Annotated in this window: 16 protein-coding genes; 1 reads left to right on the top strand and 15 read right to left on the bottom strand. The window is 62.4% G+C overall.

The window, feature by feature from the left end; translation table 11 throughout:
* Positions 1-6: 6 nt before the first annotated feature.
* From ACYU70_RS15420 to ACYU70_RS15385, 8 genes are all read right to left on the bottom strand, one after another.
* Complete coding sequence (locus ACYU70_RS15420; RefSeq protein WP_342301362.1) at positions 7-918, bottom strand: LysR substrate-binding domain-containing protein; 912 nt, start codon at positions 916-918, stop codon at positions 7-9.
* A 92-nt stretch (positions 919-1010) separates the two neighbouring features.
* A complete protein-coding gene (locus tag ACYU70_RS15415) occupies positions 1011-2447 on the bottom strand; it encodes a T9SS type A sorting domain-containing protein (RefSeq protein WP_342301364.1) in 1437 nt (478 codons plus the stop codon).
* Positions 2448-2496: 49 nt separating this feature from the next.
* On the bottom strand, positions 2497-3327 hold the full coding sequence (locus ACYU70_RS15410; RefSeq protein WP_460616040.1) for a glycoside hydrolase family 16 protein: 831 nt from the start codon (positions 3325-3327) through the stop codon (positions 2497-2499).
* Between the two features lie 160 nt (positions 3328-3487).
* Positions 3488-4363 carry a glycoside hydrolase family 16 protein gene (locus tag ACYU70_RS15405; RefSeq protein ID WP_342300314.1) on the bottom strand — a complete coding sequence of 292 codons (876 nt, stop codon included), beginning with the start codon at positions 4361-4363 and terminating at the stop codon, positions 3488-3490.
* Positions 4364-4393: 30 nt separating this feature from the next.
* Positions 4394-5638, bottom strand: a complete 1245-nt coding sequence (locus tag ACYU70_RS15400) for a PKD domain-containing protein (RefSeq protein ID WP_342300312.1) — start codon at positions 5636-5638, stop codon at positions 4394-4396.
* 40 nt (positions 5639-5678) lie between these two features.
* Complete coding sequence (locus tag ACYU70_RS15395; protein ID WP_342300310.1) at positions 5679-7193, bottom strand: RagB/SusD family nutrient uptake outer membrane protein; 1515 nt, start codon at positions 7191-7193, stop codon at positions 5679-5681.
* Between the two features lie 48 nt (positions 7194-7241).
* The gene (locus ACYU70_RS15390) at positions 7242-10400 is read right to left on the bottom strand and encodes a SusC/RagA family TonB-linked outer membrane protein (protein WP_342300308.1); all 3159 of its coding nucleotides are present in this window, start codon (positions 10398-10400) and stop codon (positions 7242-7244) included.
* 71 nt (positions 10401-10471) lie between these two features.
* Entirely contained in the window at positions 10472-12874 is a 2403-nt protein-coding gene (locus ACYU70_RS15385; RefSeq protein ID WP_342300306.1) for a beta-glucosidase family protein, read from the bottom strand.
* Positions 12875-13041: 167 nt separating this feature from the next.
* Between ACYU70_RS15385 and ACYU70_RS15380 the strand changes: the two genes are divergently transcribed.
* Positions 13042-13326 (top strand): hypothetical protein, encoded by a 285-nt coding sequence (locus ACYU70_RS15380; RefSeq protein ID WP_342300304.1) that lies wholly within the window; start codon positions 13042-13044, stop codon positions 13324-13326.
* Here the strand turns inward: ACYU70_RS15380 and ACYU70_RS15375 are convergent.
* The 7 genes from ACYU70_RS15375 to ACYU70_RS15345 form a co-directional block, all read right to left on the bottom strand.
* Positions 13323-15329 (bottom strand): 7TM diverse intracellular signaling domain-containing protein, encoded by a 2007-nt coding sequence (locus ACYU70_RS15375; protein ID WP_342300302.1) that lies wholly within the window; start codon positions 15327-15329, stop codon positions 13323-13325. The genes ACYU70_RS15380 and ACYU70_RS15375 overlap by 4 nt on opposite strands.
* 205 nt (positions 15330-15534) lie before the next feature.
* Positions 15535-18075 carry a DUF5686 and carboxypeptidase-like regulatory domain-containing protein gene (locus ACYU70_RS15370; RefSeq protein WP_342300300.1) on the bottom strand — a complete coding sequence of 847 codons (2541 nt, stop codon included), beginning with the start codon at positions 18073-18075 and terminating at the stop codon, positions 15535-15537.
* Positions 18076-18345: 270 nt separating this feature from the next.
* Positions 18346-18882 carry a hypothetical protein gene (locus ACYU70_RS15365; protein ID WP_342300299.1) on the bottom strand — a complete coding sequence of 179 codons (537 nt, stop codon included), beginning with the start codon at positions 18880-18882 and terminating at the stop codon, positions 18346-18348.
* A gap of 175 nt (positions 18883-19057) precedes the next feature.
* Positions 19058-19372, bottom strand: a complete 315-nt coding sequence (locus ACYU70_RS15360) for a hypothetical protein (RefSeq protein WP_342300298.1) — start codon at positions 19370-19372, stop codon at positions 19058-19060.
* A gap of 9 nt (positions 19373-19381) precedes the next feature.
* Positions 19382-19993 carry a hypothetical protein gene (locus ACYU70_RS15355; protein ID WP_342300296.1) on the bottom strand — a complete coding sequence of 204 codons (612 nt, stop codon included), beginning with the start codon at positions 19991-19993 and terminating at the stop codon, positions 19382-19384.
* Between the two features lie 105 nt (positions 19994-20098).
* Positions 20099-21433 carry a family 1 glycosylhydrolase gene (locus ACYU70_RS15350; protein ID WP_342300294.1) on the bottom strand — a complete coding sequence of 445 codons (1335 nt, stop codon included), beginning with the start codon at positions 21431-21433 and terminating at the stop codon, positions 20099-20101.
* A gap of 128 nt (positions 21434-21561) precedes the next feature.
* A complete protein-coding gene (locus ACYU70_RS15345) occupies positions 21562-23256 on the bottom strand; it encodes a GMC family oxidoreductase (protein ID WP_342300292.1) in 1695 nt (564 codons plus the stop codon).
* Positions 23257-23301 lie beyond the last annotated feature (45 nt).

Raw genomic sequence — 23301 nt, 5'->3', positions numbered from 1 at the left:
CAATAGTTATAATGAAGACTTCAACTGCTGCTGGGCGAAGCTGAGAAACCGCTGCGCCGCGCGTGGTAATTGCTTGCCCTGCACCCACACGGCCTCAAACTGCCGGGGCAGGTACAAGCCCTCAATGGGCACGATTTCGAGGCGGCTGGCAGTGAGTTCGCGGGCCAGTGCCCGGCGCGAGACGAAGCCCAGCGCCTCCGGCGCGGCTTCGAGGTAGCCTTTGATTGACTCGGTATTATCAAAGTAAAAGGCCACTTGCAGGGCATTAAGCTTGATTTTTAATTCCCGCAGGGCAAATTCCAGCACTTCGAGCGTACCCGAGCCGCGCTCGCGCAGCACCAGCGGGTGGGCCAGGGCCTCGGCCAGCGGCAGGGGCGTGGTGGGTGGGCCGGTGGGGGTGGCGCGGCGCACGGCCACCAGCTCATCAGGCAGCAGCAATTCGTAGTGCAGGTCGCGGCTGCGGGAGCGGCCTTCCACAAAGCCCAGGTCGAGGTCACCGCGCAGCAGGGCTTCGGCAATGTGCTCGGAATTGGCGTTGGCTAGGGTGAGCTGCACGTTGGGGTGGCGGGCCTGAAAGGCGGGCAGCACGCCCGGCAGCACGTACTGGCAGAGGGTGGTGCTGGCCCCCAGGCGCAGGCGTCCGGCGGCTTCGTCGGGGTCGCGCAGGGTCAGGAGCTGGTCGTCGAGCTGCTGGGCAGAGGCGGCCACAGCCTCAGCGTGGCTCTGGAGCAGGCGGCCGGCTTCGGTGAGGGCCACGCGGTTGCCACGCCGCTCCAGCAGGCGCTGGCCGTAGTGCTTTTCCAGCTCGTGGATGTGCTTGGTGACGGCTGGCTGCGTGACGAACAGCTCCTGGGCCGCTTTGGTGAAGCTCAGGTGCCGGGCCACGGCCTGGAACACGCGAAGGCGAAAATCAGACATGGCCCAAAGTACGCGCTGACCGCTTTCAAACGCACAAAAAAAGCCCCGACCAGAATTGGCCGGGGCTTTTTTTGTGGAAAGGAAAGGGCAAATTATTCCACGCTCAGCGGGCGGCTCAGGGCTACGCCGTCCACGGTCAGGCGGCAGGTGTAGAGGCCGGGGGCCAGCTTGGCGGCGTTCAGCTCGGCGGTGAACTGGCCGGCGGCACGCGTTTCGCCATCAATCAGCTGGGCCACGCGGCGGCCGAGGTTATCAAACACGGCCAGGCTAACCACCGACTGCTTTTGCAGGCTGAACGGCAGCTGCGTAACGCCCGACGTAGGATTAGGATACACCGGGGCGAAGGCGGCCGACGTGGTTTGCACCGTGCGGGTGGCGGTGGGGACATAACCCACCAGGCTCGGGCCGAAAAAGTCGTCGAGGTACACTTTGCGGCGGGCCGTGGTGTTGGGGGCAATCAGCAGCACAATCTCGTTCAGGCCGGTGTTGGGCGTGGCGCTGGGCGCGTTCACGAAGTTGAAGCTGAGGGTTTCCCAGGCGTTGGTGGCCGTGGTGGTGGCGGTGTACTCCGAGTTGCGGCCGGCCGGGTAGTTGGTGGCGCCGGCTACCGTCGAGTCCTGCAGCGTAATCTGATAAACCACGCCCGGCGCAACGCTGAACACCTTCAGGGTCATGTGCAGGGTGTTGTTTTTGAAGTTGGTGACATCGGCAATGGCCGCGCCGCGGGGCTGCATCACGAAAGAGTCGTATTGCTGAGTCGAGCGCGTGTAGCGGGCCACGTGGGCGCTGGTATTGCCGGTGCTCACCGAGTTGTTCAGCGTGTCAATCTTGAGGCCGCCGGCCGTTTTGTAGGCGATGTACTTGATGGCGCGGATGCCCTCGTAGTTGTCATACAGCTGGCGCACGGCCAGGTTGCTCGGCGGGGCCACGGCCAGCAGCTCCGGGCCCATGATGTCGTCGAGGTAGTAAGTGCTGGCGTTGTTGGAGTTGGGAGCCACCTGAAACAGCATCTGGTCGATATCAGCCGACGTTACCGTGGCATCGAAGTTGCCGCTGGCCGCCGCGCTGGGCGTGAAGGTGAGGGTTTCCCAGGCGTTGGCCACCGTAGTAACGGCCGTGTACTCGGTGCCAAACTTGCCGGCCGGATAAGGCAGCGTGTTCGATTTGGTGCTGTTTTGCAGCACCGCGCCCACCGTCACGCCCGCTGCCGGGCTGCGGAACTTGATGCTGATGCGCTTGGCACCGCCCGTGGCGTAGGCGGCCACGTCGGCCATGCGGGCATTGTTGGGCTTCACCACCAGCACGGCGTATTGGGCACTAGCCTGGCGGGCGTAGGAGGCGCAGGTGCTGCTGCTGTTCACGGCGGTGCTGCCGGGGTTGGGCGCGTTCTGCACCAGCGTGCCTTCCACCACGGGATACGACACGATGCGCGTCGTCTCGAAGTTGTCGTACAGGGTCTGGGCCGAAGCCGCCTGGGTTGCGCCGGTAGCTAAAGCAGCGGCGCACAGGATTTTGGTAAAGTTGTTCATGTGGGAATTGGTGAGGTTGTGAAAAAAACTTGGGATTGGGTCTGATTGATTATTCCTTTTTCATCTGGTAGAAGCGCACGTAGTCCACCACCATCTGCTGCGGGAAAGCGGCTTCGTCGATGCCTTTCTGGCCGCCCCACTCGCCGCCCACTGCAATATTGAGCAGCAGGTGGAAGGGCTGGTCCCAGGGCCAGGTTTCCCAGCCGGTGCCCTCGTTGCGGTGGGCGAAGTAGATTTGGCCATCCACCTGCGCCGTGATGGTTTCGGGCGTCCATTCCACCGAGTAGGTGTGGAAGGCGCTGATGGCATCGGGCAGCTTCGTGATGCCGGTTTTCTGGGTGTTGATGCGGAAGTAGTAGGCCTTGCAGTGGGTGGTGGCGTGCACCACGTTGGGGTCGTAGCCCACGTGCTCCATGATGTCAATTTCGCCGTTATCGGGCCAGCCTTTGTTGCCGTAGGGGTTCTTGTCGGGCAGCATCCAGATGGCGGGCCAGGTGCCGCGCCCGCCGGGCAGCTTGGCCCTAATCTCGAACCGGCCATACAACTGGCTGCCGCCCTTGCCGCGCGATACCAGCCGGGCCGAGGTGTAGCCATTGCCGGCCACCAGCGCCTCCTTGCGGGCCTCAATGATGAGGTGGCCGCCCTCCACGCGGGCGTTTTCGCGGCGCTTTTTCGTGTAGTACTGCTCCTCCTTGTTGCCCCAGCCGCTGCCGCCCACGTCGTAAGTCCACTTCGTGGAATCGGGTAGGCCAGCGTAGTTGAACTCGTCGCTCCAGGCCAGCTTGGTGAAGGTGTAGCGCGGCGGGGCCACGGCCGCTTTCGGAGCGGGCGAAGTACCGTTGAGTAGCAGCAACAAGCCGGGTAGTAATGTGGAAATCATGCGTTGAAGTGGAAAAAATGGGGATAACTCCCAAGCGGTGCCGAAGTCAAAAACGGCGGAGCCTATTGGCCGCCGGCCCACTGGACCGGCGGCCAACGCCCAATCCGGCGGGGGATTCTCACCAGGCCCCGGCCGGAATGAACGGCGGTATCGGGCCGGGCTACTCCTTGTATTTGTAGTAGCGCACGTAGTCCACCAGCATTTGCTGGGGGAAGGAGGTAGAGCCGTCGGGGTTGCCGTCGAAATCACCGCCCACAGCCACGTTCAGAATCATATAGAACGGGTTGTTGAACGGGTAGGGCGATACCTGCGCCACGGTGCGCTCGTAGTACTGCACGCTGTCGACGTAGAACTGAGTCTTATCCTGGCTGCGGATGACGGTGTAGGTGTGGTAGGCGGCCGATAAATCGGGCGCGCCGGGCAGGGAATAAGCCAAGCTGGAGAATTGGTGCGTGCTCGTATTGGCCCCGTAGTGCAGGGTGCTGATGTCGACCTGCGGGGTGCTGCCGCGCAGCTCCATAATGTCGATTTCGCCGCAGGCCGGCCAGCTTACCTGGCTGTCGTTCGAGCCCAGCATCCAGATGGCGGGCCAGATGCCCTTGCCCTTGGGCACTTTGGCGCGGATATCGATGCGGCCGAAAGTGAAGTCGCGCAGGCCTTTGGTGTTGATGCGGGCCGAGGTGTAGGCGCGGCCGTGGTAGGCCTCGCGCTGGGCCGTGATAACGAGGTTGCCGTTGGTGACGCCCAGGTTGGAGCGTGAGTCGGTGGTGGCCTGAAGCTCGTTGTTGTACCACACGTCCTTTATCTCGGGCACCCATTTCTGGGGGTTGAGCGAGGTGCCGTCGAACTCATCGCTCCACACCAGGGTGCGGTAGCTGCCGTAGGGCATGATGGCGGCATTCACGGGCTCGGGAGTTGCCGCCGCAGTTTCGGTGATGGTGGGGCCGGGTGGGTTCTGGGTGCAGCTGCTGGCGGCCAGCGCCACGGCGGCGAAGCCAAGGGCCAGGCGCGACGATGAAAAGGGAAATAACATCATGGGAATAGCTGAAAAGGATAAGTGGAAGGCTTATTTCACCCGCATCTTGAAGGTGAACACCGGGTCGGCGGTGGGGCCGCCGGCCCGCAGCACCATCGTGCGGTTGTTGATGGAAAGGATGCGGTAGGTGTGGTCGGCCCCGGCATCGGTGGCCCCGATGAAGGCCGTGGGCGCTGCCAGCACAAACTGGGCCTGGCCCGCCCCGGCCGCCGCCCCAAACGTGAACGTAGTGGTGAGCGAGCGCGGGGCCTGGCACGAATACGACCCGGCCACAAACGTCTCAGCCTTGGCATTATACACGAAGCTGTGGCTGCTGGTGAACGTGTACTCGTCGTCGGCCTGGCAGGCGGGCAGGCCGCCGGCGGCCACGATTGGCCCGTTCGGGTAGTAGGATTCGGGCGCGGCCTCGGTGCCTACCGTGATGGGGTTCGGCACTGTGTTATCGAGCACCCAGGTGCGCGAGCTGCCGCCCGTGAGCCGGCGCTCGGTGATGACCAGCAGGGGCGGGGTGGGCATCAGCGTTACCTCCGTGATGGTGCCGTTGGGGTTGGTGCCGCGCAGGCGCAGCACGGTGGCCGAGGCTTCCACGATGTCGTAGGTTTTGTTCACCACCGAATCCGTGAGGCCGATGAAGGACTTGGGGCGTTGCAGCACAATCTGGCCCAGGCCGTTGGCCGTGGGACGGAAAATGAAGCCGCTCGTGCCGTTCAGGTTCGCGCCGCAGTTGTCGCCGCCGTCGTAGGTGTAGGTGAAGCTCTGGTTGAACTGGAACTGGTCGTCGCCCTGGCAGTCGGGCAGCACCCCCGACGCGCTGAGCTGGGTAGTGCCGTTGGCCGCAAACGTCTTGATGGCCCCCGGCTGGTCTGAATACGTCCAGCTGGTGGCATTATTCTTCCCGCAATCGATGAGCGCCGCATAGGCTGCATTGCTGCAAATCGACGGAATCGTGACATCGACGGGCGCGAAGCCCGTGCCGCCCCGGCCCGAAACCACCAGCTTCACCTGGTAGGTGCGGGGCAGGGTGTAGGTGTGGGTCACGTCGCGGCCCGAAGCCAGGGGCGAGCCATCGCCGAAATCCCACTGGTACAGGAAGCCGTCGGCGCTGGTGTTGGTGAAGGTGGCCACCACCGGGTACACGGTCGTGTTCAGGGCCACGGTGAAGCCGGCGGCGGGCACGGGGCCTTCCAGCGAGTCCACTTCTTTTTTGCGGCACGCGCCCAACGCCACGGCCCCCAGGGCCAGCAGCAACACAGATTGACGAAAAGAACTACGCATGAGAACGGAGGATAGCATGGGTGGGAATGAGCTGATGCGCTTAGTAGCCATCGTTTTGCGTCAGGTTGGGGTTGGCGTCGCGTTCCGACTGCGGAATGGGCAGCACGATGTTGAAAGGCTTGATACCCTTGCTGATGAGGTGCGCGTTGGTGAGTAGCTTGTTGGTGCGCTTGAGGTCGAACCACCGGTCATCCTCAAAAGCCAGCTCGTAGCGGCGCTCGCGCAGCACGGCGGCCGCAAAGTCGTTGGTGTTGTTGCTGTTCAGGTCGTGGGGCTGGGCCGTGGGGCTGGTCAGGTCTTCGCCAAAAGCCCGGCGGCGCACGATGTTGAGGTACTTGAAGCCGTCGGCCGTCGGCCCCAGGCCTTCGGCGGCAATGAGGTACACCTCGGCCAGGCGCATCACCGGGAAGTTCAGTGGCGAGTCCCAGACGTTGGAGGCGCTTTTGGGTATCAGCCACTTGCGCACGTTGTAGCCGTTGGGCGAGCCCGGCAGCGTGGCGGGCTGCGAGGGGTAGGTGCTGCCCGCCGGGTAGGGGTCGCCGGGCTTGAAGATGGTGACGGCCTGGCGGCGGTCGCCGGCCTCGTAGCCATCCACGAAGTTGGGCTCGGGAATGTTGAAGCCGTAGCCGTTCTGCGGGGCCAGGCCCTGCAGGCGTGGGGCAAAAAATTCATTTCCCACGAAGCCCAGGTGGTTGAAATCGTAGGACTGCGAGGGGTCCGTCACGAACTGCACCTCGAACAGGGACTCCTTGCCGTTCTCGTTTTCCAGCTTGAAATTGTCGCCGTAGTTGGCCCACAGGCTGTGCGGGCCGGTGGTGATGATGAGCTGGGCCAGGCGCGCGGCCTCGGCTTTGTTGCCCAGCGTGAGCTGCACTTTGGCCAGCAGGCCCATGGCGGCCCACTTGGTGGCGCGGCCCAGGTCGGCCCCGCTGTAGCTGCCCAGCAGGCTGCCGCTGGCGGCGGTCAGGTCGTTGATAATCTGCTCGTAAACCTTGGCGGCCGGCGTGCGCGGAATGGCGGCATCGGCGGGGCTGGCGGGCGGCGTGGTCAGCAGCGGCACATCGCCGAAGCAGCGCACCAGGTCGAAGTAATACTTGGCCCGCAGAAACTGTGCCTCGCCCACGCACCGCGTCCGAATGGTGGGGCTCATGTTGGTGATACCCGGCACTTTTTGGATGACCAGGTTGGCCGTGCCAATGCCCACGTAGCAGCCGGCCCACAGCGCCCCAGTCATGGGGTTGCTGCTGGGAATGTTGAACTGGTCGAGCTGGATTTCCTCGGCTCCGTCGCCGCCGCCGCCGCCGCCGGTATTCGAGTTGTCCGACATGATGTCGCCGATGCCCCACAGCGAGTAGTTGTACTGGCCCTTGCGGCTCAGCTGCGAGTACACCGCGTTGGTAGCCAGGATGGCATCCGTCTCATTCTTATAGAAGTTCTGGGTCGTGAGCTGGTCGCGGGGCGACTCGTCGAGGAATTTTTCGCCGCAGCCCGTAGTGGTCAGCAGGCCCAGGCTCAGCAGAAAGCCAACGGCGGCGGTTTTGGGGAGGAAGTTCATCTGGTGGGAGAGATAAAGGCGACTGATGGGAAAAAGGCGGCCCGGCTATTAAAAGCCGATGTTCACGCCCGCCAGGAAAACCCGCGACTGCGGATACACGCCGAAGTCGATGCCGCGGCCGCCGAGCTCCGGGTCGAAGCCCGTGTATTTGGTGAGGGTCACCAGGTTCTGGCCGGTCACGTACACGCGCAGGCTTTGGGCGGCCACGCGCTGGGTGAGGGATTTGGGTAGGTTGTAGCCGACAGTCAGGGTTTTGATGCGCAGGTAGGAGCCGTCCTCGATGAAGTAGCTGCTCACGCGCAGGTTCTGGTTGGGGTCGCCGGCCACGGCGCGGGGCACGTCGGTGCTCGTGTTGGGGCCGGTCCAGCGGCCCAGCACGCGGGTGCTGCTGTTGCCGTTGCTGTACAGGCCGCCTTCGGTGTACACGCGGTTCAGGTTATACACGTCGTTGCCCTGCGAGCCCTGCACGAACACGTTGAGGTCCAGCCCGTGCCAGCTCACCGTGTTGTTTAGGCCGTAGGTGAAGGCCGGGTTGGGGTTGCCGATGAACGTGCGGTCGGCATCGGTAATCTTGCCGTCGCCGTTCAGGTCCTTGAAGCGAATGTCGCCCGGGGCAGTGCTTACGCCGGAGTTGGCACCCACCGTTTGGGTAGCATGGTTTTTCACGTCTTCCGGCGTTTGGAACAGGCCATCAGCCACATAGCCGTAGAACGCGCCGAAGGGCTGGCCTTTGTCGTAGCGCACGAGGGCCGCGCCGTTGCGGTTGGTGGCGCCGTTGAAGGCGGTGCCGCCCGTGCCCAGGTCCTCAATCTGGTTTTTATAGGCCGAGAACACGGCCGAAGTCGTCCAGGTCAGGCCCCGGTCGCCGCCCACCAGGTTGCGGGTCGAGACGGAAACGTCGATGCCGCGGTTGTACGACACCAGCGAGTTGGTGGGCACGGCCTCGTAGGTACCCGTCACGAGGTAGGCCGGCACGTTGTTTATCAGGTTGGGCGAGCGGCGGTTATACACGTCCACCGTGGCTTCGATGCGGTTGCTAAACAGGCCCACATCTACACCAATATTGGTTTGCACGTTGTCTTCCCAGCGCAGCTGCGTGTTCTGGGCACGGGTGGGCGCGGCCCCCGAGTTGATGGTTTGAGCACCCGTGGTCACGTCATTGGGACCGAACGGGTAAGTGATGCCCGTGTTAATGGTGGCCAGGTAAGCAAACTGCCCGGCATTCAGCGGGTTGCCCACGCGGCCGTAGCCGGCGCGCAGCTTCAGGTTGCTGATGGTCGTAATGTTCTTGATGAAGGCCTCCTCCGACAAGCGCCAGCCCACCGAGGCCCCCGGGAAGAAGCCAAACTTGTAGCCTGTAGCGAAGGCCGAGCTGCCATCGTAGCGCACCGTGGCCGAGAAAATGTACTTGCCGGCAAAGTCATAGTTCACCCGGCCGAAGTAGCTGGCCAGGCGGGTCTGGCTGCTGGTGCCGCTGTTGGTCTGGCCGGTTTGGGGGCCGTTGTTCAGCTGGCGCAGGTCTTGGTTGAGGTAGAGGGAGCGGCCCGCGCTCAGCGAGTTGAAGTTGAACTCCTGCGCCGACTGGCCCAGCAGCACCGTCACCTGGTGCTTTTCGGCAAACAGCCGGTCATACGTCAGCGTATTCTCGATGAGGTAGCCGGGGTTGTAGTTGGAAAATGAGCTGGCGCTCGACTTGCTGTAGCGCGGCGAGTTCGGGCCCAGCGAAGGGAGAAAGCTCGAGCCGTTGTCAAAAATCATATCAACGCCCACATTGGTGCGAAACCGCAGGTTCTTCACCGGCTCCACTTCCGCAAATACTGTGGACAGCACCCGGTTGCGGCTGAACTTCTTGTCCTCAATCAGGGACTGCAGCACGGGGTTCGGCTCGGCGTAGTTGTCCGCCTTCGAGGGCTCGTGCCACGACCCATCGGGGTTGTACACCGGGATGGTGGGCGGGGCCTGCAACACGTTGTTCAGTACCCCAAACTCGCTGTTGCCGGTGTCGAGCTGCCGGTCGGCTAGGTGCGTCAGCGACAGGCTGTTGCCAATCTTCACGCGCTTGCTGAGCTGAATATCGCCATTAGCTCGCAGCGTAAAGCGCTCAAAATTAGACCCGTTCAGCGTGCCATCCTGCTGGAAGTAGCCGGCCGAAACGGCGTAGCGGGCCTTGTCGCTGCCACCCGATGCGCCCAGGTTGTAGCTCTGAATCACGGCCGTGGGCCGGAAAACCGCTTTCTGCCAGTCAGTACCCGCGCCCAACGATTTGGGGTCGCGCAGCTTCTCCTGCACCGGTGCCGTGCCCTGAGCCAGAATGCTTTCGTTGTTGATAACCGCGTACTGCTCTGCGTTTAGCAAGTCGAGCTTGCGCCACACCTGCTGCACGCCCCGGTAGCCGTCTAGGGTGATGCTGGCCGTGCCCGCCTTGCCGCGCTTCGTGGTGATAATGACCACGCCATTGGCCGCCCGCAGACCATAAATGGCCGTGGCCGACGCATCCTTCAGTACGTCAATTGTCTCAATATCATTGGGGTTGATGGCGTTCAACTGGTTTTCCACGCTGTTGCCGCCCGCATCGGACGATGGCAGTGGGAAGCCGTCCACCACGTACAGCGGCGAGTTGTTGCCCGCCGACGTGATGCCGCGCACCCGCACCGCCGTGCCGCCCGCCCCGCCCGGCGCGCCCGAGTTCTGCGTCACGGTCACGCCCGCTGCCCGGCCTTGCAGGGCCTGCGTGGGGTCGGCCACCGGCTGGGTAGCAATGTCGTGCCCCGAAACCGAGGAAATGGCGCTGCTGATGCTGCCGCGCTCCTGGGTGCCGTAGCCCACCACTACCACTTCATTCAGTTTCTGCGCGTCTTCGCGCAACGTGACGTTTACGGGGGTACCATTGGCCACCACTGCCGTTTGGGTTGTGAAGCCCACAAAGCTGAATACCAACGTGCTGCCCTCGGGTGCAGTCAGTGAGAAAGTGCCGTCGAGTGCGGTGGAAGTGCCGAGGGAGGTACCGCGCACCAACACGGTCACGCCGGGTACGCCGGTGCCGTCGGCGCCGGTCACACGGCCGGTCACGGGCACATCGGCGGCCGGGCGCGTGACCGGCCGGGTTGCTGCCACAACCGGCGCGCCCGTTGCTAGTACCGGCAGCCCGCAGGCCAGCAGTATGGTAGTGCGTCGCAGCAGCGCAATCAGGTAAAAAGTTCGCTTCATGGTGGGAGTTTTAAAAAGCGGTAAGCGAAGAAGTTGGCTGCTAAAAATCAGCCGACGAGTTTGCGGAATAATCAGTGTGATGCGGCCGCCGTAACGGTGCGCGATTGGTCAGAGGCCGGGCGCACGGCCCCCGTGGCTTTGCCGGCGGCTGGGGTGGCGCTGGCCACCGGCAAAGCCACGTAGCGGAACCGGGCCATCTGGGAGCCCACGCGCAGGGTGTACCAGCCGGTTTCCAGCTGCGGGCGGCCCTGGCCGTCGGGGTAGCTCAGGTCGTGTAGTGGGTCAATGTCGAACGTCAGCTGCTGGCTTTGGCCGGCAGCAAAGGCTTGTTTTTCAAAGTGCTTCAGCATCCGCACCGGGCGGGCAATGCGACCGATTTCGTCGGTCAGGAACCAGAGCACGGCTTCCTGACCGGCACGGGAGCCGGTGTTGGCCACGCGCACCGTGGCGCGCAATTTGGCGGCCGGCCCGGTCAGCACCGAGTCGCTCAGCGCCAGCCCGGAGTAGGCGTAAGTCGTGTAGCTCAGCCCTTCGCCGAACTCGGTCAGCATCGAGCTTTTGTACTTGGCCCCCGGCGACTCATAGCCTGCACCAAAGTCGCTCAAATCGAGGCTGTTTTCGTTATTATCGTGGTGGTAGTTGGTGATGTGGCCGGCAAACTGCGGGTAGGTAAAAGGCAGCTTGCCGCTCGGATTAGTCTTCCCGCTGATGATTTCGGCCAGCGCCGTGGCCCCGCCGTAGCCCGGCAGCCCCGCCCAAATGATGGCCGACGAGCCCTCGGCTACGCTGCGGATGATGTTCGGCCGCCCGCCGATTACGATGAGCACCGTAGGCTTGCCGCTGGCCTGCGCCGCTTGGGCCAGCTGCTGTTGGTCGACGGGTAAGGTCAGGTCTGAGGTGTTGCCCAGGCCTTCGGTGTAGGGCCGCTCGCCTAGGGCCAGCACCACGGCATCGGCCTGCTTTGCCGCAGCAGAAATGCTGGGCAACAGCATTTTGCCGGTGGCATCGCGGTAGGGTAGCATCTCGATTTTGGCCTGGGGATATTCCCGGCGCAAGGCTTCAAGTAGCGTGGGCACATCCTTCGGGTAAGCATCTTCGGGGCGGCCCTGCCAGGCCAGCGTCCAGCCGCCGCAGAGGTTGGCGCGCGAATCGGCCGAGGGGCCCACCACCAGCAGCCGCTTCACGCGGGCCGGGGCCAGCGGCAGGGCATTGCGCTCATTCTTAAGCAACACCATGCTCTCTCGGGCGGCGGCTACGGCCTGCGCCCGCAGCGCCGGGTCGCCGATGCGGCTGAGCCGGTCGGCGCGGGGCATGGGGTTCTCGAAAAGGCCGATTTCATCCTTCATCTGCAGAATCCGGCCTGCCGAAAGGTCGATGCGGGCCTGGGTCAGGCGGCCTTCCTGCACCAGCTCTTTCACAATGCGGCAGAAGCTGGTGGTGTAGGGCGTCATGGCCATGTCCACGCCCGCGTCGATGGCCATCCAGGTGGCTTCCTTCTCGTTGGGAGCCACTTTCTGCACGCGCACCAGCCGGTTGATGTCTTCCCAATCGGTCACGGCCACGCCTTTGAAGCCCATCTGGCGGCGCAGCAAATCGGTGAGAATGGCTTTGGACGCGTGCACCGGCTCGCCGTTGATTTCGCCCGAGTTAATCATGATGGATTTCAATCCGGAATCGATTGCGGACTGAAACGAAGGCCGGAAGAACTCCTGCAGGCGCTGGTCGGGGATGAGGGCGTTGGTGCGGTCCCAGCCGTTGCGCGGGTCGGAGTAGCCGAGGAAATGCTTGCCGCAGGCCGCTACTTTATAGGGTGAAATCTCAGTATTGGTCTGGAGTTCAACGGTGAAAGCCGTGCCGAGCGTGGCCGCCACCAGCGGGTCTTCGCCAAAGGTTTCGTAGAAGCGGGGCCAGTACGTGTTCAAACCCAAATCGAGCACCGGGGCAAATACCCAGTGGTGGCCCAGGTCGGCTGATTCGAGAATGGTGGCGCGTGCCGCCTGCCGGGCCAGGGCCGGATTGAAGCTGGCCCCGAGGTTGATGTTGTGCGGGAAAATGGCAGTGCCGCCCACGTAGCTGGCCCCGTGCATGTGGTCGATGCCATAAATCATGGGGATGTGCAGGCGCGACTCGCGCAGGGCAATGCGCTGCAGCGCGGCCGAGTAGCGCAGCCATTGCACGGCCGGCACTGCTTCCCCGTTGATGAACGAGCCAATATGAAAATCCCGGACTAAACCCGCCGCTTTGGCCGAGTCGAGCGAGACATCGCCGTTGGTGCCAGTATGATTTATCGCCGAAATGTTTAGCTGGGTCATCTGACCGATTTTCTCCTCCAGCGTCATTTGCGCCAGCAACTGCTGCACGCGCGGGCTGAAGGTGGGCGGGGCTATTTCCGCTGTGCGGGCTTCAGTAAGTGGAGCCGTGGTGGCCATCGGCACGGCTCCGCGCTGGCAAGCGGCCAGAAGCGGCAGCGCCACAAGCAAATTCCGCCACGCGGAAGAATGGTCTTGAACTACCGATGCCGACGACCGGCCGGGCAGCAAACGAATGCGAAACAGGGAGGAAAACGAGGCCATCTGGAATATTCAGTTGGCCAAATGTAGAGGAGTGTGTTGGGCAAATGCAACTCAATAACTGCCTCAGAATGGTTGTTTTGGCAGTTTTTGTCACTTGGGTCAGCATGGCTTATACGCTTGCTGCACACGTGCTCATTTCATATTCATGCCTGATACAAGCAGCCAAAGCGTTTTCGGTTTTTGCGGCACAGGCTAAAAAACAACGAAAAAAAACAGGGCTGATTGAAAAAAAAACTGACATTATTTGCCAGTTCCCAAATACCAGACTGAAAAGCTATCCATTATATGGCAAAGTGGACAAATTGATTCCAGTTCCCAACACAAACGTTACCGGGAAAAAATGGGGGGCTTAATTCCCGGTTTCGGCGGGTTCATTCTCCTCCACTTCGGCGTCGGCGGCAGTATCGAGTAGCACATGCGTCCACGGTTCGCCCTCTTCGTAGTCGGGAGCCTGGCGGCGGCGCTGTAGGGCCTGCAATACTTTTTGGGCAAAGGCCCAGCTGGTGGCCTGGCGGAGGTCGAGTATGCGGGCCAGCTCCGAGGGAGAGTAACTGCCCTTATGGGCGTGCAGCAGGAACACCGCATACAGCGCCTTGACGATGGAAAACTTGCACTTTTGCAATAACGTGCTCGCCGTGGCCGACTCTACATAACGGCAGCGGGTGCAACGGCGGGCATGGGGTTCGCGGGCTTCGCAGCTCTTTTCGTGGCCGCACTTGCGGCAGTGGTAGCTGCCGTGGCCCCACTTAAGGTCGGCGAGGTAGCGCAGACAGGCATCTTTGTCGGGGTATATCTGGCTGAATTCGCCAAAGTCAACTTCCTTCGATTCGATGCGGGCGGCCTTCTCGGCGTGGAGGTCGCGGCTGAGGTCGCCGTTGAGCTTTTCGATGGCCGCCGATTGCAGGGCCAATAGGCCGTTGGCTTGTAGCAGCTCGCGGTTCTGGGCGGCCACGGTTTCGTTTTGCTGGCGGAGCTCAGCGGTGCGCAGGGTTACCAGACCTTCCAGCTCGGTGTTGAGCTGGTCTTTAAGCGCCTGGTTTTCGCGCATTTGCTCCACGAGGCGGTCTTGGGCCTGGTGTTTTTTGCGGAGCTGCTTGAGCAGGCGGTTTTGGGTGAGCAGGGTCATGTCCATCAGGCCCTTCAGCTTTTCACCCAGCGCGTAGCTCAGAATTACGACTTCCACCACGAAGGCCGCGTTGAGGCTGTACACGGTGTACACGTTGCTGTAGAAGTTGATGCCCAGCTTGCGCATGATGAGGAATGTGAGGCTGGTAGCCACCAGCGCCTGCGCCAGTAGCAGGTAGCGGGCCGGCCGCAAACCGCTGCGATAGGCCTGAAAAGCCGCGTAATACAGCAGTCCATACGGCAGCAGGTACAGCCAGAAGCTGAAGCCGGAATGCACCACAGCGGCATCGAGCACCAGCAGGGCTGTGCTGCCGCCCACCACCCACGTTCCGAGGCGGTGCAGGGCCGGCAGGCGCGAAGCAGTATCAAGAAAGCCGCTGGCGTAGGTGGCAAACGTGAGCAGCAGCAGCACCGGCGCCAGCGCGCCAATGAAGTGGTTCAGGTCGGGCGAGGCCGACCATAAATACTGGAACCCCAGCCCGTCTTCGCTCAGAAATAGGAGCGAGCCGCTCAGCACGTAGAGCACGTAGTAGAGGTAGGTGCGCTCCTTCAGGAAGAAGAACAGAATCAGGTTATACAGCACCATGATGAACAGGATGCCATAGAAAATGCCTAGCAGCCAGTATTGCAGCGACAGTTCCGGGATGAGGCCCGCGCCACTGTGCAGCATGGCCCGGAAGCTGGTGCGCGTGTCGGAATGCAGGCGTAGGTAGTAGGTAGCGGTTTCGCCGGGCCGGGGCGGCAGGTCGAATAGGAAGTTTTTGTAGGGATGCGGGCGCGTGGCGAAGGAATGGCTGGCGCCGGTGGCCACGCTGTCGTAGGCCGTGGCCGAGCCGGGGCGCGGGCCGTAAAACACCGCCTGCCCGATGTGCGAATCGTAAAGCTCCAGGTACCAGGCGGCGTTTTCGGCCGGGGCGTGGCGCACCGTGATGCGGAGCCAGTAGGTGCTGCGCGGATGCTGAATGTTGGGCGGGTGGCCCGAGCCGCGCAACATCACAAAGCGGCGGCTCCAGGCCGGCGACTGCACATCGGCCAGCCGGAGCCGGCCCGTGGGGTCTTCCAGCATACTGTAATAGTTCTCTTCCAGATAAAGGGCCGGGTTGTTCGGGCTCACGGCCAGCGTATCCTCGGGCGCGGCGTGGGCGCGGGCCGGCAGGAGCAGCAGTAGCCACAGCAGGGCATGAACCAGCCGGCATAGCGGGTCCCCGCCACCAATAGTTCGCAAACCCAAAATCAATGGAGAAGAAATAAACATATCGGTATCTAACTTACGACAGCACAAATCGAAACCGGACAAAGGTAACCAGTAAGATAAGTAAGGGTTTACTCACTGCTCATAGTTGTGCTGTCCGCTGGTCGCCATAAACTGCCAACGCCCGGCCGTGTCGAAACACAGCCGGGCGTTGGAATTTGAGCGGGCGAGGTTGGCCCAATAACTACAGCCGGAACTGCGCGCCTACTTTCACGCCGAAGTTGCTGGTACCCGGAGCGTCGCGGTAGGTGAGGCGGTGAATGAAGTCGACCCGAATGAACTTGAAGATGTTCTCCACGCCGTAGCCTACTTCCACATAAGGCATGGAAATGGGGCCGGGCAGGTCAGAGGTATTGCTGTTGGCCCGGCGGGCCCGGTCCGAGAGCTTGCCGTAGAGCACGTTGCTGGTGGCTACCAAACGCCAGTTGAGGGCGCGAATGCCGGGAATGGAGTTCACGAGCAGGCCTTCGAAATGGTGGTCGAGGCGGAGTGTGGCCGAGCGGTCGGTGATGAACTCGAAGTAGTTCATCAGGTTGAAAGCGTTGGCGTTATAAAATGGGGTTTGATTACCCAGCGGGGTTTTGAGGATGATGTAGGGCAGCGCTGAGGGAATGTAGTTGCCTTCGGCGCGGTAGGTGAGGCGGCCCAGCTGGCCCATCGATACGCTGTGCGAAATGGCCAGGTTGAACTTGTGGTACATGAAATCGCCCTGCGTCCAGTCGATGGCCCCCAGCGTGTAGCGGAAGCTGAACACCGGCCAGCGCTTCAGGCCCACGGCCCGGCGGCGGGTTTCGCTCTGCACCAGGTTTTCGTCGGGCGCGTAGCGCGATTCTGATACTATCTCGCTCAGGTGCAGCACATCCGAGCTGGGTTCTTCGGTGGGTGGGTTGCCCGGACCATTGTTGGGGCGGCGACGGAATTCAAACAGCGGGTCGATGCTCTGGTAGCGCAGCGTCAGCGTTTGGGTGAAGCCGTGGAACAGGTCGCGCTGCACGCTGAAGGCGGTGAGGTCGCGTAGCACGGGCTTGCCTTGGCGGAAACGGCCCCAGCGCGAGGCGGCTACAAACAGGTTGTTGTTCTCCAGAAAGTCGTTGTCGAGCAGGGCGGCCTGCTCCACGTCGTGCTTGAACTCGCCGGTGAACACCGTCCAGTGGCGGCGCTCGGCCACGTAGCTCGTGCGGATGCCGTACTTAAAGCGGCCGTCCTTGGTGCCGTAGGCCACGTAGCCCTGCGTGAGCCAGTTGCGGCTGATGTCAGGCGTGGTGCGGAAGCCAAAGCGGAAGCGGTTGCCTTCGAAGTCGTTGTTGGCGTAGAGCGTCGAAATTGGGCCTAAATCGAACTTGCCCACGCGCTTGTAGCCGTTCACCAGCAGCTCTACCCAGTCGAGCACGTTGCGCACCGAGGGCAGCTGCTTGGCCGAGTCGAGCACGGCGAACGTCTGGCGCTCGCTCAGGCTCAGGGTATCGGGCCGGTGCTGGTCAAAGTAGCCGCCCGCGCCACCCTGGGGCAGGCCGGTGAGCAGGCTGCCCACCCCGGCACCCTCCTTGTCGGAAGGCTCCATGAGCGACGACACGATGGGCTGGTCGTAGAAACCGGGCTCGTTGTGCACCTGGTTGCGCACAAAATTGCTGCTCACCGTGGTGAAGCGCACCAGCATGGCGGCCTGCTTTTCGTAGGGCCGCACGCTGAGCACCAGCTTGGTACGGGTGGGCAGGCCAGGGCCGTCGACGGGCGAGGTGAGGTCCTGGTAAATGCGCAGGTCGCTCACGAAGTTGATGTTGGCTTCGGGGCTGGCCACGAGGTCGGCGCGGCGCAGGGCGTAGCCTTCCTGCGTAATCCAGATGGTGCCTTTGAAGGCCAAATCGTGGCTGCGCTTGGGCGTGACGGCGATTTTATAGCACCAGTCCTTGCCCACAAACATGGAATCCTGCAGCTCGTAGTCGTAGGTGATGCGGCCGCCTTCGGCGATGGGCGAGATGAAGTCCTTGCCCAGCACGTTTTGCCAGTTGGGGTAGAAGTCGAAATTCTGGAAGTTCGAGCCCAGCATCTGCGACAGCACCGAGCCCTCGCGGGGGCCTACGCCGCGCATCTGCTTGTGTATCAGGTCTTCGCGGCGACGTAGCGGGTTGTTGCGCTGGTACACCCGTGAGCCCACTTCCGAAGCGAAAACGGGGAGCGGGGCATCCACATCAGCCGCAGCGGCGGCACCCTGGCGCACGGCCAGCGCCCGAATATCCTTGATAACCTTGCGATTGGACAGGCTTTTGGGCAGGTCAATCAGGCTGGTTTCGATGCGGTTATAGGAGTCGTACTCGGCCGCTTGCAGGGCGCTGCGGGCATTTTCGGGCTTGTGTTTCTGCACTTCGCGCAGGATGCGGAAGGCGGGGTTTTCGCCGGGCCGCACAATGACTTCGCCCAGGGCCACGCCGCCGGTTTTCATGCGGAACAGCACCGTTTGCACGGCCGCGTTGCTGAGCTTGCGCCGCTGGGTGGCAAAGCCCAGGGCCGAAGCCGCAATGGAATCGGGCGAGCCCGTGGCGGCCAGCTTGAACTTGCCGTCGGCATCGGCCGTGACACCGGCACTGCTTTTAGGAATAAAGATGGAAGCAAACGGCACCGGCTCACCGTTCGTAGCTTCCACCACTTGGCCACTGATTACGATACGCTGGGCGGCGGCTGGCAGTGCCAGGAGGCACACCAGGAGCAGCGGAGCAAGAAATTTCATACGAAGTATAAAAGAGCCAAATGCCAAAACCTTAAGTAGTCCGGCAATTTACGCAAAGCGCAAGCGCCTCCCAACTAGTTCCGTGCCGAAAACAGTAAAATTTCTGGTGAAAGATTAAACCTGCCAAGCGAATAGCTGTCGGGCGTCGACTAACCGTGCAGAAGCCGTTTGGGGGCAACCAACCGGGCGGACCTGAATTTAGAAAAAAACTCCCCGCCCCAGCCGAAGCCGGAGCGGGGAGCAGATAGCGAAAATTGGATATTGGCAACCTCAGCGGATGACGATGGTGCCGCCGCCGCTGGTGGGCAGGCGGCGCTCGCCGGCGGCGAGCACCCCGCGGGCCTGCCCGAAGGAGAAGCCCGGCGTGTTGGCACTCAGCCCGGTGATGTTGCCGCCGCCTGAGGCCACCAGGTTGCCACCCCCGGAAGCGACCACGTTGCCACCTCCGGAAGCGACCACGTTGCCACCTCCGGAAGACACCACGTTGCCGCCCGAGTTCAGGACCGAAATAGCGGCTACCTGGTTGCCTTGCAGCACTGCCACGGCGAAGTTGCCGTTGGGCAGTGGGGCGTAGCCCAGGCGCACACCGCTTTGCAGGTATTGCTTCACGTAGCCGGCCAGCTCGTTGTAGTTGCCCCAGCTGCCATTGTTGTAGAGGTGCGTGTTGCACTCGCAGGCATCGCCTTGGCCCACAGGCGCACGGCTGGCCATCTGCTTGTAAGCCTGCGCAATCCAGGGGTCGCGGCACTGGGCCGAGGCCGTGGGCCCGGAGCATAATAAGCCAAGCGCCAGGAGTGAAAAGAGCATTTTGAACATGAGATAAATAGTGAAAAGGGGAATGCGAAAACGGCCAGTCGGCCGGCCCGTCCTTCGGGTGCGTCGAAACTAGCGGGAGCGCACCCCGGCCACCAAGGCGCGTCTACCAAGCCCCCCGGAAAGTCGACGGGGGCAATTGGGAGTCGATAAACGGATGAGCAGGCACTTACCGAAGCTCGTCGGCGGGCTCCCCGGCCAGCCAGATTTCGGTGTCCGGTGGCAGTGCGCAGGCGGTGCCCATATCGAGCAGCAGCCCGCGTACCGGCCCGGTGCCGGTATCGGGCCGGCTCACCTCCTCCACCGTGGCGGTGCCCGGCTGCCGGGTACCATCGGGTAGGATGGCGGCCACCACCAGCGCTGTGTGCAGGGCGTAGGGCAGCAGCAGCGGGGTGGGACCAGCGGGCAGCGCGAGCAGTCCCAGGCCCGGCAGGGGCCAGATGGCGGCTACGCGCAGAAGCAGGCCGGGGGCAGGAGTAGTCATGGCCCGGCTTTACGAGTTAGGGCCAACCGTAGCTGCGTTGCCAGTTTCGGGCTTCGGCAATGTTTCCGGCCCATCGGCCGGGGCTACGGGTTTCGGCCCGGCCTTGGGCAGCGGCCCGAGGTAGTTGGCGGCGTTCGAAATGACGAAGACCGTGGACACGAAGCCGGAGATTTTTTCCAGCAGCAGCAGCACCTGCGTGGGGCCGGCCGCCGCCGTCACGGTGCTGCCCGAGTTGCTGATGAGCGTGCCCACGCTGTGGTAAAATAATTGCCCGAAAACCTCCAGCTCCGAGCCCGGCCGCAGCCCGGCGAAGGCGTGGTCGTTGACGCGGTATAGGCAATAAAAATCGAGGGCAAAGGACAGCGCAATCATGCCTAAGTTGAGCGAAACGAGCAGCAGGAATTGCTGGAAGGTATCGCGCAGGGCTGCCAGGGCGCGGAAATTGTGCAGCAGAAAGTAGCCCGTCTTGCCGGCCGCTGCCACCAGCAGCAGGCCCGTAATCACGTCGGGCGGCAGGCCTTCGTGCTTGTCGAGCAGGTAGAGGGCCAGGCCCAGCAGCAGCAGCAGCCCGTGCTGCCAGAGCAGGCGGTGGAGCTGGTTTTGCAGCAGCGCTTGTTTCATGGGAGTGCAAAGAATGCGCGGCGGGTGTAGGGTGAGTGAATGTAGTGCGGACTCTGCGAGTCCGCGCATCCAATATTTCTCAGGCGCGGACTCGTAGAGCCCACGCTACACCTCCACCTTCAGTGTGGCGGGCGCTTTCGTTACCTCAAATAGCTCGCCGTGAGGTACTATCGTAATCTGGCCGTACTCCTGGAGTAGCATTCTGTAGGCTTCGGATACGGGGCGGGGCTTGCGGTCGAGGTCGAAGAGGCCGCAGGGGTTCACGGTGCCCACTTTGCGCTCCAGGCCCTTATCCCAATCGAGCTGGTCGATGAGCGAGTACCAGGTGAAGCCGAGGACGGGCACGCCTTCTTTTCTCATCCTCAATATATTAACCCACTGCTTCCAGAGCCAAGTGGGCGCATCCTTGGCTTCGAGGACGTTGGTTTCGGTGTGCATCACCGGCTTTTTGTAGCGCTGGTAGTAGTCGTGGGTGATGTTGTACCAGCCCAGCACGTCCATGCTGGTCACGATTTCGCCATTCGGCAGCATAATTTTCTCGTTGCGGCCGTAGTAGTCGTTGCCCATAATCTGGTAGCCGGGCGGCTCGCCGGCCATAAACCAGTCGTATTCTCGGCGGCTCATCCCGTTATCGTAGAGGTAGTTGAGTACATCTCCCTCGGGGTGGTGGCCATAAAGCAAATCGAGTGCGGCGAAGCGCATTTTGTTCTGCATCTGCACCTCGTAGGTGTGTTCGGCCCGCAGCTCGTGGGTGAACTCAGCTGACTCGCTTTGCACGATGATGCAGTCGGGTCGGTGCTTGGCAATGCGCTGCGTACCCATGATGCTGGCGGCCACAATGTGCTTCAGGGCCGTCACAAAGGCCTTGTCGGACTTCAGCTGCTCGTTCCAGATGCCATCTTTGGCGCTCATCTTGGCCGTCACGTAAATCTCGTTCACCGGCGTATAAAAGCGCACCCAGGGGTAGCGCTTCACCACTTCCTCGCAGTAGGCGGCGAAGTGTACCGGCAGCTCTGGGTTCTGGAAATTACCAATGAAATCGGGCACGCCGAAGTGCATCAAGTCCAGAATCGGCGTGATTTCCAGGCGCTGCATTTCGGCCATTGCCAGGTCGGCAAATTCCCAGTCGTATTTATCGGGGCTGAGCTGAATTTTGTAGTAGGGCAGGCCGTAGCGCAACACTTTCAGACCCATGCTTTTCACCAGCGCCAGGTCTTCTTGGTAGCGGTTGTAGTGGTCGCACTCGGCCAGCATATCACGGCGGGTTTTGCCGCCGTCGATGGTCGGGTAGCTGCACTCGATGCCGGTGGCAAACATGAAATTGTTGGGCAGGCCCGTGGGCAGGCCGTTGCCGTTGTGCCCGCGCGCACCGCCGAATTCGTCGCCCTCGTAGTTACCGTCGCCGAAATGGTCGTGAATTTCCGTGAGAAAGGACTTCATATGGCTGTATTTTAGAACGTCATGCTGAGCGCAGCCGAAGCATCTCGCGTGCAGCAGTAATCCAATCGTTGTTTCATTATTGATTAGTGGTGGCAAGCGAGATGCTTCGGCTACGCTCAGCATGACGTTCAGGTATCCCGCCGCTGCTGCTGCTCCAGAAACTTATCCGCCGTGCGCAGACTCAGGGCCATAATGGTCAGCGCCGGGTTCACGCTGAGTGCGCTGGGGAAGGTCGAATTATCGGAGATGTAGAGGTTGGGTACGTCGAAGGCGCGGCCATTGGCGTCCACCACCGCGTCGTCGCCACTTTTGCCCATGCGGGCCGTGCCGATGACGTGGGCGTAGCGCTGAAACGACCATATATCGGTAGCGCCGGCCGCCTCCCAGATGCCGCGCATCGCCTTTTCGGCGTGGGCATTCATGCGCTGCTCGTTTTCCTGGGCCGTGAAGTGCAGGCGGGGTTTTGGCAGGCCGCGCGCATCTTTTTCCTCGGCCAGCTCCATAAAGTTGTCGGCGTGGGGCAGGCAGTCGCCCAGGATATTGATGCCGGCAATATGGTTGTAGTTGCGCATATAGTCGCGCAGGGGCTGGCCCCAGAGCTTGCGGCCCCGCGCCACCTGCCCGGCAAATGTTACGGGCATCACGCCAATGCTTTGCAGCAGGTAGCCGCCGATGAAATCGGCCCCGGCCGGCCGGTGGGTATCCTGCGAAATTAGCCCGCCGGGAATGCCCTTGTTGGGCCGCACTTCATCGGCAAATGTGCCCCATACTTGCAGGCCGGGGTGGGCCATCAGGTTGCGGCCGACTTGCCCGCTGGTCAGGGCCAGCTCATTCAGCAGCAGCAGGCGCGGCGTCTCCACTGAGCCGCCGCAGAGGAAGAGGTGGCGGCAGCGCTGGCGCTTTTGCTCGCCGTTCTGGGTGTACACCACGCCCGTCACGTAGCCCCGGGCATCACGCTCAATCTCGGTCACGAAGCTGTTGGGGCGGATGTCGGCCCCGTGCTTCACCGCCAGCGGAATAAAGGTCACGTCCATGCTCGACTTCGCGCCATTCGAGCAGCCGGCCTGGCAAAAGCCCCGGTTGGTACAAGCCTCGCGCCAGCCAATTCCTTCCTGGTAGTAGCGGGCCGAAAGCGCCGCATTCGCCGCCGGGGAAGTCTTAATCCCCATTTTCTCCGCGCCGCGCACCATCAGCTGGGCGGCGCTGTTCAGCGGCAGCGGGGCCAGCGGGTAGCCTTTGCGGCGGCTGGGGCCCCAGGGGTAGGGCGTTGGCCCCGAAACTCCAATAAAATGCTCTACTTCTTCATAATATGGAGCCAGCTCCTCATAGCTCACCGGCCAATCCTCGCCCTGCCCGAAATCGCGCCGGATGTGTAAATCATCGGGCAGCGGGCGGGGCGTGTAGGCCGTGTAGTGCAGCGTGGAGCCGCCTACGCCGGTGCCGGAGTTGTTTTTGCCCATGGCCAGCGGGTCATGGCCGGCGGCCAGCCGCTCATCATTCCAGAACAGGAAATCCTGGGCCTTTTCGTCGGTAGCGAAGTCCTTCGCAGGGTTGTGCCAGGGGCCGGCTTCCAAGGCCACTACCTTCAGGCCGGCCATGGCCAGACGGGCCAGCAGCGGCGCGCCGCCCGCGCCCAGCCCAATCACCACGCAGTCCACTTCGTCGGCTTCGGGCTCGGTGGGCAGCGGTTGCTCTTTGGGCGTATCGGCCGCTACAGGGGCGGTAGCGGGCTCATCGGCCAGCAACGCGCGCAGCAGCGGGTCCTGAATTTCGGGCTTGACGGGATTGAGGACGCCTTCTTCTAGAACTTCTTCGTCGGGCATTTTTGCAATGAGTAAATGAGCAATTGAGTAAAGGGGCAATGTGCG

The organism is Hymenobacter segetis, from assembly GCF_054776495.1.
This window is presented reverse-complemented; position numbering and strand designations above follow the sequence as displayed.

Coding starts and splice junctions, on each gene's coding strand:
- ACYU70_RS15380 (WP_342300304.1), top strand. CDS start 13,042: ATGGTTGTTTTGGCAGTTTTTGTCACTTGGGTCAGCATGGCTTATACG.
- ACYU70_RS15370 (WP_342300300.1), bottom strand. CDS start 18,075: ATGAAATTTCTTGCTCCGCTGCTCCTGGTGTGCCTCCTGGCACTGCCA.
- ACYU70_RS15410 (WP_460616040.1), bottom strand. CDS start 3,327: ATGATTTCCACATTACTACCCGGCTTGTTGCTGCTACTCAACGGTACT.
- ACYU70_RS15395 (WP_342300310.1), bottom strand. CDS start 7,193: ATGAACTTCCTCCCCAAAACCGCCGCCGTTGGCTTTCTGCTGAGCCTG.
- ACYU70_RS15365 (WP_342300299.1), bottom strand. CDS start 18,882: ATGCTCTTTTCACTCCTGGCGCTTGGCTTATTATGCTCCGGGCCCACG.
- ACYU70_RS15350 (WP_342300294.1), bottom strand. CDS start 21,433: ATGAAGTCCTTTCTCACGGAAATTCACGACCATTTCGGCGACGGTAAC.
- ACYU70_RS15420 (WP_342301362.1), bottom strand. CDS start 918: ATGTCTGATTTTCGCCTTCGCGTGTTCCAGGCCGTGGCCCGGCACCTG.
- ACYU70_RS15405 (WP_342300314.1), bottom strand. CDS start 4,363: ATGATGTTATTTCCCTTTTCATCGTCGCGCCTGGCCCTTGGCTTCGCC.
- ACYU70_RS15360 (WP_342300298.1), bottom strand. CDS start 19,372: ATGACTACTCCTGCCCCCGGCCTGCTTCTGCGCGTAGCCGCCATCTGG.
- ACYU70_RS15345 (WP_342300292.1), bottom strand. CDS start 23,256: ATGCCCGACGAAGAAGTTCTAGAAGAAGGCGTCCTCAATCCCGTCAAG.
- ACYU70_RS15400 (WP_342300312.1), bottom strand. CDS start 5,638: ATGCGTAGTTCTTTTCGTCAATCTGTGTTGCTGCTGGCCCTGGGGGCC.
- ACYU70_RS15415 (WP_342301364.1), bottom strand. CDS start 2,447: ATGAACAACTTTACCAAAATCCTGTGCGCCGCTGCTTTAGCTACCGGC.
- ACYU70_RS15355 (WP_342300296.1), bottom strand. CDS start 19,993: ATGAAACAAGCGCTGCTGCAAAACCAGCTCCACCGCCTGCTCTGGCAG.
- ACYU70_RS15390 (WP_342300308.1), bottom strand. CDS start 10,400: ATGAAGCGAACTTTTTACCTGATTGCGCTGCTGCGACGCACTACCATA.